Here is a 7,459-nt window from a genome sequence, read left to right as displayed (position 1 = left end):
GACCGCGCGCCGCGGGGGCGCGCCGCAGGGCACCTGCGCCCAGACGGTCTTGCCGCCCTCGTGCCGGATCATCCCCCAGTCCTTGCTCAGGTTGTCCACGATGACCAGCCCGCGGCCGCGCTGCGGCCCCAGCCGCGACCGGCCCAGGGTCGGCTCGCGGACCGAACCGTCGTCGACCTCGATGCGCACGCAGCACGGGTCATCCGACCGGTGCAGGCGCACGCTGCGCGGGACGCAGCCGTGGTCGTAGGCGTTGGCCACCAGCTCGGTCACCACCAGCATGCAGTCGCCCAGCTCGTCGTCGGTCAGGTCGGCCAGCGCGTCGGCGGCCCAGCGCCGCACCCGCACCAGCGGCGGGACGTCGGCGGCCAGGGCCAGCACCAGTGGTCTCGGCCCCTCGGAGTCGTCCATGTGCTGTACACCCTCCCGTTCGAGACGCCTGGTACGTGACGTTGGTACCCCGATCCGGCCCGGGTCATGCCGCGCCGGCGCGGAACGCGCCGACGACCGGCGGGGTGGGCGCGGTTCACTCGGCGAACCGCCGTTCCGGGTAGGGTGGTGCGCTCGACGCTGGCTCGCACGGCAACCGCCATATGCTCTTGCCGGTCGCTCGATGCGGGGTCGGGACGTGGACGGGGTTGGCGGATGACTGGTACGCGGGGTTCGGGCATGCGGCTGCGCGTGCTCGAGGCGGTCACCGACAGCGCGCTCCGGGAGCTCGACCTGGAGAAGTTGTTCGAGGTGATGCTCTGGCGGGTCCGCGACCTGTTCTCGGTCGACACCGCCACCGTCCTGCTGGTCGACCCCGCCGGCGAGCAACTGGTGGCCAAGGCCGCCTCGGGCCTGGAGGAGGAGGTCTTCCAGGGCGTCCGGGTGCCGGTTGGCACGGGTTTCGCCGGGCAGGTGGCCCGGACCCGGGAACCCGTGCAGATCGAGCACGTGGACAGGTCCACCGTGGTCAACCCCCTGCTGTGGGAGCGGGGCCTGCACGTCCTGCTGGGCGTGCCGATGCTGGCCCAGGGCGACCTGACCGGCGTCCTGCACGTCGGCAGCACCTCGTACCGCCGGTTCACCGACGAGGAGGTGGAGCTGCTCCAGGTGGTCGCCGACCGGCTCGCCATGGCGGCGCACGTGCACCGGTCGCGGTCCGAGCGGGCCGCCGCGGCCATGCTCCAGGACAGCCTGCTGCCCGGCCTGCTGCCCGTCGCCGAGGGCTGGGAGCTGGCCGCGCGCTACGTCCCCGGCACCGACAGCGGGGTGGGCGGCGACTGGTACGACGTGTTCCACCTGCCCGACGGGCGCGTCGGCCTGGTGATCGGCGACGTGGTGGGCAAGGGGCTGCCCGCCGCGATCGTGATGGGACGCCTGCGCAGCGCGCTGCGCGCCTACGCCCTGGAGTTCGACGACCCGGCGGAGGTGCTGGGCAAGCTCGACCGGAAGGCCAGCCACTTCGAGACCCACACCATGGCCACGGTCGCCTACGCGGTCATCGACACCGCGGCCCACCGGATGCACCTGGCCCTGGCCGGCCACCTGCCGCCCGTCCTCGCCCTGCCGGGGAGGGAACCCGTCTTCGCGGACACGCCGGTCGACCCGCCCCTCGGCTACGACCTGGCGGTCACCGGCCGCCGCAGCTCCCACATCGACATGCCGCCCGGCGCGCTGGTCGCCCTCTACACCGACGGGCTGGTCGAGCGCCACGAAGTGGACCTGGACAGCCGCCTGGAGCAGCTCCGGGGCGCCGTGGCACCGGCCCCGCCGGAAGCGGCGTGCGTCCGGATCATGTCCACCATGGTCGGTGACCAGCCGGCCACGGACGACGTCGCCCTGCTCACCGTCCGGCACGACCCCGAGCACGAGCACGAGCACGAGCCCGACCGACCCGCCACGGGCTGAGGACCCGCGGGTCGGACCGCGCGAGCCCGGGCGCGGCGGTGGCCCCGCCCCGCCGGGGTGGGATACTGCCGCGATGGACGTGCGGAGCAGGAACCACGTGACCGAGTCCGGTCGCGTCGACGGGCGGCCCGTGGTGTTCTCCCACGGCTTCGGGTGCGACCAGAACATGTGGCGCTCGGTGGTGCCCGCGTTCGAGGCCGACCACCGGGTGGTCCTGTTCGACCACGTGGGCTCCGGGCGCTCCGACCTGTCCGCGTGGCGGCCCGAGCGCTACTCGTCCCTGGCCGGCTACGCCGCCGACGTGCTGGAGCTCCTGGACGAGCTGGACCTGCGGGACGCGGTGTTCGTCGGCCACTCGGTGAGCGCGATGATCGGCGTGCTGGCCGCGAACCGGGACCCGTCGCGGTTCGGCGGGTTGGTCCTGGTCGGCCCGTCGCCGCGCTACGTCGACGACGGCGACTACCGGGGCGGCTTCACCGCCGAGGACATCGACGAGATGCTGGAGTCCCTGGACAGCAACTACCTGGGCTGGTCCGCCGCGATGGCCCCGGCGATCGCGGGCAACCCCGACCGCCCCGAGCTGGGCCAGGAGCTGACCGACAGCTTCTGCCGGACCGACCCGGAGATCGCCCGGCACTTCGCGCGGGTGACGTTCCTGTCGGACAACCGCGACGACCTGCCCCTGGTCACCCTGCCGACGCTGGTCCTCCAGTGCCGCGAGGACGTCATCGCGGACCAGCCGGTCGGCGAGTTCGTGCACCGGAGCATCCCCGGCAGCGAGCTGGTGGTGCTCAACGCCACCGGCCACTGCCCGCACCTGAGCGCGCCGGAGGAGACCGCCGCGGCCGTCCTGGGCTTCACCTCGCGACTGGGCGCCCGGCCGTGATGTGCGCCGCCGACACGGAGCTGGGTCCCGAGGAGCCCGGTGACGGCGAGCAGTCGGAGGCCGGGACGCGGGCCGTGTTCTCCTCCCTGCTGGAGGACAGCGCCGAGGACCTGTACGACAACGCGCCCTGCGGCTACCTGTCCACCCTGATGGACGGCGAGATCGCCAGGGTCAACGACACGCTGCTGGGCTGGCTCGGGTACCGGCGGGAGGAGCTGGTCGGCACCAGGCGCCTCACCGACCTGCTGACCGCGGCGGGCAGGCTCTACCACGAGACCCACTACGCGCCGATGCTGCGCATGCACGGCGAGGCCCGCGAGCTGGCGCTCGACCTCGTGGCCGCGGACGGCCGCCGGCTGCCCGTGCTGCTCACCGCCGCGGTGAAGAGCAGCGAGGACGGCCAGCCCATGCTGGTGCGCGTCACCGCGTTCGACGCCCGCGAGCGGCGCTCCTACGAGCGCGAGCTGCTGGAGGCCAAGCGGACGGCCGAGCGGGAGCGCGAACGGCTCCAGCGCCTGACCTCCACCCTCCAGCGCACCCTGCTGCCCGACGCGCTGCCCGACGTCGACGGCCTGGAGGTCGCGGCGCACTACCACGCGGCGTCCAGCGACCAGGTCGGCGGCGACTTCTACGACCTGTTCCCGCTGGGCGGCGACCGGTGGGGCTTCTTCCTGGGCGACGTGTGCGGCAAGGGCCCCGAGGCGGCCGTGCTGACCTCGCTGACCCGCTACGCCCTGCGCGCCGCGGCCGTGCACGACGCCGACCCGCCGGCGGTGCTGACCACGCTCAACACGGTCCTGCGGCAGCAGCGCAGACCCGGGGCGCCGCGGTTCTGCACGGTCGTGTTCGGCGTGCTCGAACCGGACGGCGACGGGTTCACCGTCGTGCTCGCCGGCGGCGGTCACCCGCCGGCGCTGGTCATCCGCGCCACCGGCGAGGTGGACGTGCTGGAGACGCCCGGCGGGCAGCTCGTCGGCGCCCTGCCGAACCCCCGGTTCGCCGGCAACTCGACGCGCCTGGGCCCCGGTGACGTCTTCGTGCTCTACACCGACGGCCTGACCGAGGCGCGCCGCGCCGACGGGACGATGCTGGAGGAGGAAGGGCTGGCCGAGGTCGCCGCGGGGCTCGCGGGCCAGAGCGCCGAGGCCGTGGTGAAGTCCCTGGTGGACGTGCTGACCGAGTGGTCGGGCGAGCCGTCCGACGACACCGCGGTGCTCGCGATCGGCCACCCCGGCGCGGCCCCCGGGGAGGTGCGGTGCTCACCCTGACCACGACCACCAGCGGCGCCACCCGCACCATCGCGTTCGCCGGCGAGCTGGACCACAGCACGGTGCACCGGCTCCACGAGGCGGTGGCCGGGTTGGGCCTCGCGCGCGGCGACCGGCTGGTGCTGGAGCTGAGCGCGCTGACCTTCTGCGATTCCAGCGGGCTCGCCGGCTTCCTCGCCGCGCACGAAATCGCCTCCGCCGCGGGCGCCGGGCTCACCCTGGCCAACCCGCCCCGGATCCTGACGAGGATGCTGCGCTTCACGGGTTTGGACTCGGTGTTCGCCACCGAGGGTACCGCCGCGACCGGGTGACACCGCCGACCCGCGCCGCGCGCGGGTGATCCGGCGGTCGTGGGAATACCCGGCCGGCGTCGCGGAGTTCCCCGGGAACGCGCATTCACCGCACCCGGACCGGCGCCCGTCGTTCACGAGTGTGACCGGGGGCGGCCGATTCCGTTCACGAGTATGACCAACCGCATTGCGCCATTACCGGCGGATGATCAACGTGAACGGCGACCACCTCGGTGTTCGACGGATTTCGACACCGCGCGGGCGCGGCCGCCGGAAAACCACGGTTGACCAGCGGCTTCCAGCCCATCTAACATTCGGGAGGAAAGCGGTTTCCGTACGATGGCGTAAGGAAGCACCCCAGGAGGCGATGTCGGCCACCCGCCCGTTCTCGGCGAAGTGCGGACCCCGGCGATCGAGCCGAAAAAGGTCATCCTCATTTTTCACCCCGCGAACGGATTTCCAGCGGAAGCAATTCATCACCGACCCCGACCTCCGGGGAAGCCAGAAGTGGAGTTGTCATGAGCGCACTTGACAGATCGCCGACCGGGCGCGCCCCGCGGCGGGGCGACGCGCGGTGGCGCCTGAGCCTGACGGCCGCCGCGGGCGCCACGGCGCTGGCCGCCGCCCTCGTCGCCTGGCCGAGCGCCCCGGTCGCGGACGCCGCGGTCGGCGCGGGCACCTACACGGTGACCAACGCGGGCAGCGGGCAGTGCCTCGACGTGCCCGGCGCGAGCGCCTCCAGCGGCGTGCAGCTCCAGCAGGCGGGGTGCACCGGCGCCACCGGCCAGCGGTGGACGCTGACCGCGGTCAGCGGCGGGTTCCGGATCACCTCGGCCGCCAACGGCCTGTGCGTCGGCGTCCGGGACGGGTCGACCTCGGCCGGCAAGGTCATCGAGCAGACCTCCTGCACCGGCGCCGCCGGCCAGACCTGGTCGCTGACCGCGAGCGGCGGCAACTACCGCGTGGTGGACACCAACGGCGGCAAGTGCATGAACACCAAGGACAACTCCACCGCGGCCGGCGCGCCGGTGCAGACCAACTCCTGCGACAGCGCCGCCACCAAGCAGTGGACGTTCTCCCCCACCTCCGGCGGGCCGACCTCGACCTCCACCACGACGTCGACCACGACGAGGACCACCACGACCACCACCACGACGTCCCAGCAGCCGGGCGGCGGTGACGGCAGCGGCCCGTGGCCGTCGGACACCGGCAGCGTCCACCAGACGACCACGCGGAACGTGGGCACGTACTTCAACGGTGGCATGAAGCGGTACTACGGGATCGGCGACGGCGGTCAGGGCGAGGGCCAGGACCCGATGTTCGTGGTGGCGAACGGCGGCACCATCGAGAACGTCATCATCGACACCCCGGCCGGCGACGGCATCCACTGCGAGGGCTCCTGCACCATCCGCAACGTGTGGTGGAACGACGTGGGCGAGGACGCCGCGACGTTCAAGTCCTCCAGCTCCTCGGCGACCTACCTGGTCGACGGCGGCGGCGCGAAGGCGGCGTCGGACAAGGTGTTCCAGCACAACGGCGCGGGCACCCTGACCATCCGCAACTTCCAGTCGCACAGCGTGGGCAAGCTGTACCGGGCGTGCGGCAACTGCGCGACCTCGTACCAGCGCCACGTGGTGATGGACGGCGTGACGGTGCGCTCGACCAAGGTGTTGGCGGGCATCAACACCAACTGGGGCGACACCGCGCGGTTCTCCCGGATCACCGTCTACGGCAGCGCCACGATCTGCGAGAAGTACCAGGGCGTGCCGAAGGGCTCCGAGCCCAAGAAGATCGGCGAGGGCGCGGACGGCAAGAACTGCTTCTACTCCTCGTCCGACATCACCTACCGCTAGTCGGGAACCGCCGGACGGCGAGGAGCACGGGAACCCCGCGGACCGAGGTCCGCGGGGTTCCCCACGCGCGGGGTGTCAGTTCGGGGGGAGCGCGGGTCGTCCCACGCCACCCGCTGCCCGGTCTGCCGGGTGATCCGGCGGACCTGGTCGCAGTAGTCGCCGCGGATGCCGTCGTGGCAGAGGTCGACCTGCCGGGCCAGAGAAGGCTGGTCGGCGCGTCCGCCGGCGGCGGCGACCGGCCCCGGGCGGGGTTGTCGGCGGGCGGGGTGCTCGTGGGCGAACCCGTGCAGGTCGTGCCGTTGAGGGCGAACCCGCTCGGCACGGGGTTGCTCCCGGTCCACGAGCCGTTGAAGCCGAGCGTCGCGGTCGCGCCGGTCCGGTCAGTTTTCGACCAACTCCGCGCCGCCTTTCGCCGCCCCGAATTCGACCCGCATCACCACCCGGCGGGTGGTGGGGTGGGAGACCTCCGCGAGCCCGGCCTCCTCGAAGACCTGGCGGGCGCCCACGTGCACCTCGCCCCAGGTGATGCGCCGGCCCGGCTCGGTGATCATCGGGTAGCCCTCGACCGCGCGGGCGCCCCGCTCCCGGGCGAAGTCGACCGCGGCGCGGGCGAGGTGGTAGGTGAGGCCGCGCCCCCGGTAGCCCTTGCGGACCGCGAAGCAGGTCACCGCCCACACGCCGTCGTCGTCCTCGTCCTCGTCCCGGCCGTGCCACGGGACGCGCGAGGTGCGCAGCTTGGGGTACGCGGTGCGCGGCTCGACCGCGACCCAGCCCGCGGGTTCGCCGTCGACGTAGGCCACCAGCCCGCTGGTGTCCGCGCTCCGGTCGCCGCACCCGGTCTGCGCCCGCAGCATCGCGGTGCGCCCCTCCTGCGTGGAGTCGCGCCAGATCCAGCCGACGACCTTGAACCGCTGGCACCGGCACCGGCCGGCGTCCGCGGTGCCGAAGACGTCCAGCAGGTCGTCCCACGACGCCTCGTTGGCGGGGACGACCCGCACGTCCTCCCCCCGGATCGGCTCCGCGCTCACTGCGGCGGGTCCTCGCCGACCAGCCCGTCGACGGCCTCGCGGAGGAGGTCGGCGTGGCCGACGTGGCGGGCGTACTCGTCGTGCAGGTCGACCAGCCCGCGCCGGAGGGCGGGCGACTCGCCGGAGCGGGTGACGAACGCCGACGGCCGGTCGAGGCCCCCTTCGGCGAGCACCCGCGCCCACGCGGCGCGCGAGCGGGCGACGGCGGCGCGCCACAGCGCGTACATCTCCTAGGGCG

The 7,459-nt window shown here is 73.4% G+C and carries 8 protein-coding genes and 1 pseudogene; 5 read left to right on the top strand and 4 right to left on the bottom strand.

Translation table 11 applies throughout. From position 1 onward, the window contains the following. Positions 1 to 411: ATP-binding protein (locus tag ACFV4N_RS36570; protein WP_499677247.1), on the bottom strand; the 411-nt coding region annotated here is incomplete at its 3' end. A gap of 234 nt (positions 412 to 645) precedes the next feature. On the opposite strand from ACFV4N_RS36570, the gene ACFV4N_RS36565 reads away from it, so the two are divergent. The 5 genes from ACFV4N_RS36565 (at position 646) to ACFV4N_RS36545 (ending at position 6,193) form a co-directional block, all read left to right on the top strand. Further along, positions 646 to 1,896 carry a PP2C family protein-serine/threonine phosphatase gene (locus ACFV4N_RS36565; protein WP_499677246.1) on the top strand — a complete coding sequence of 417 codons (1,251 nt, stop codon included), beginning with the start codon at positions 646 to 648 and terminating at the stop codon, positions 1,894 to 1,896. Positions 1,897 to 1,969: 73 nt separating this feature from the next. Continuing rightward, positions 1,970 to 2,782 carry an alpha/beta fold hydrolase gene (locus ACFV4N_RS36560; RefSeq protein WP_499677245.1) on the top strand — a complete coding sequence of 271 codons (813 nt, stop codon included), beginning with the start codon at positions 1,970 to 1,972 and terminating at the stop codon, positions 2,780 to 2,782. Further along, positions 2,782 to 4,050 (top strand): PP2C family protein-serine/threonine phosphatase, encoded by a 1,269-nt coding sequence (locus ACFV4N_RS36555; RefSeq protein ID WP_499677244.1) that lies wholly within the window; start codon positions 2,782 to 2,784, stop codon positions 4,048 to 4,050. The genes ACFV4N_RS36560 and ACFV4N_RS36555 overlap by 1 nt, the downstream gene beginning before the upstream one ends. Beyond that, entirely contained in the window at positions 4,038 to 4,361 is a 324-nt protein-coding gene (locus ACFV4N_RS36550; RefSeq protein WP_499677243.1) for an STAS domain-containing protein, read from the top strand. The genes ACFV4N_RS36555 and ACFV4N_RS36550 overlap by 13 nt, the downstream gene beginning before the upstream one ends. Positions 4,362 to 4,858: 497 nt before the next feature. Next, complete coding sequence (locus ACFV4N_RS36545) at positions 4,859 to 6,193, top strand: pectate lyase (protein WP_499677242.1); 1,335 nt, start codon at positions 4,859 to 4,861, stop codon at positions 6,191 to 6,193. Here ACFV4N_RS36545 and ACFV4N_RS36540 read toward each other — a convergent pair. The 3 genes and pseudogenes from ACFV4N_RS36540 to ACFV4N_RS36530 form a co-directional block, all read right to left on the bottom strand. After that, positions 6,180 to 6,542: pseudogene (locus ACFV4N_RS36540) on the bottom strand (hypothetical protein); the annotation flags it as partial. The gene ACFV4N_RS36545 and the pseudogene ACFV4N_RS36540 sit on opposite strands and share 14 nt — an antisense overlap. A gap of 31 nt (positions 6,543 to 6,573) precedes the next feature. Continuing rightward, complete coding sequence (locus tag ACFV4N_RS36535) at positions 6,574 to 7,221, bottom strand: GNAT family N-acetyltransferase (protein WP_499677241.1); 648 nt, start codon at positions 7,219 to 7,221, stop codon at positions 6,574 to 6,576. Then, positions 7,218 to 7,448, bottom strand: coding sequence for a mycothiol transferase (locus ACFV4N_RS36530; RefSeq protein ID WP_499677240.1), 231 nt, complete (start codon positions 7,446 to 7,448; stop codon positions 7,218 to 7,220). Before ACFV4N_RS36530 ends, ACFV4N_RS36535 begins: the two co-directional genes overlap by 4 nt. Positions 7,449 to 7,459 lie beyond the last annotated feature (11 nt).

This window comes from Actinosynnema sp. NPDC059797, assembly GCF_042732085.1.
In the GTDB taxonomy this organism is placed as follows: Bacteria; Actinomycetota; Actinomycetes; order Mycobacteriales; family Pseudonocardiaceae; genus Actinosynnema.
This window is presented reverse-complemented; position numbering and strand designations above follow the sequence as displayed.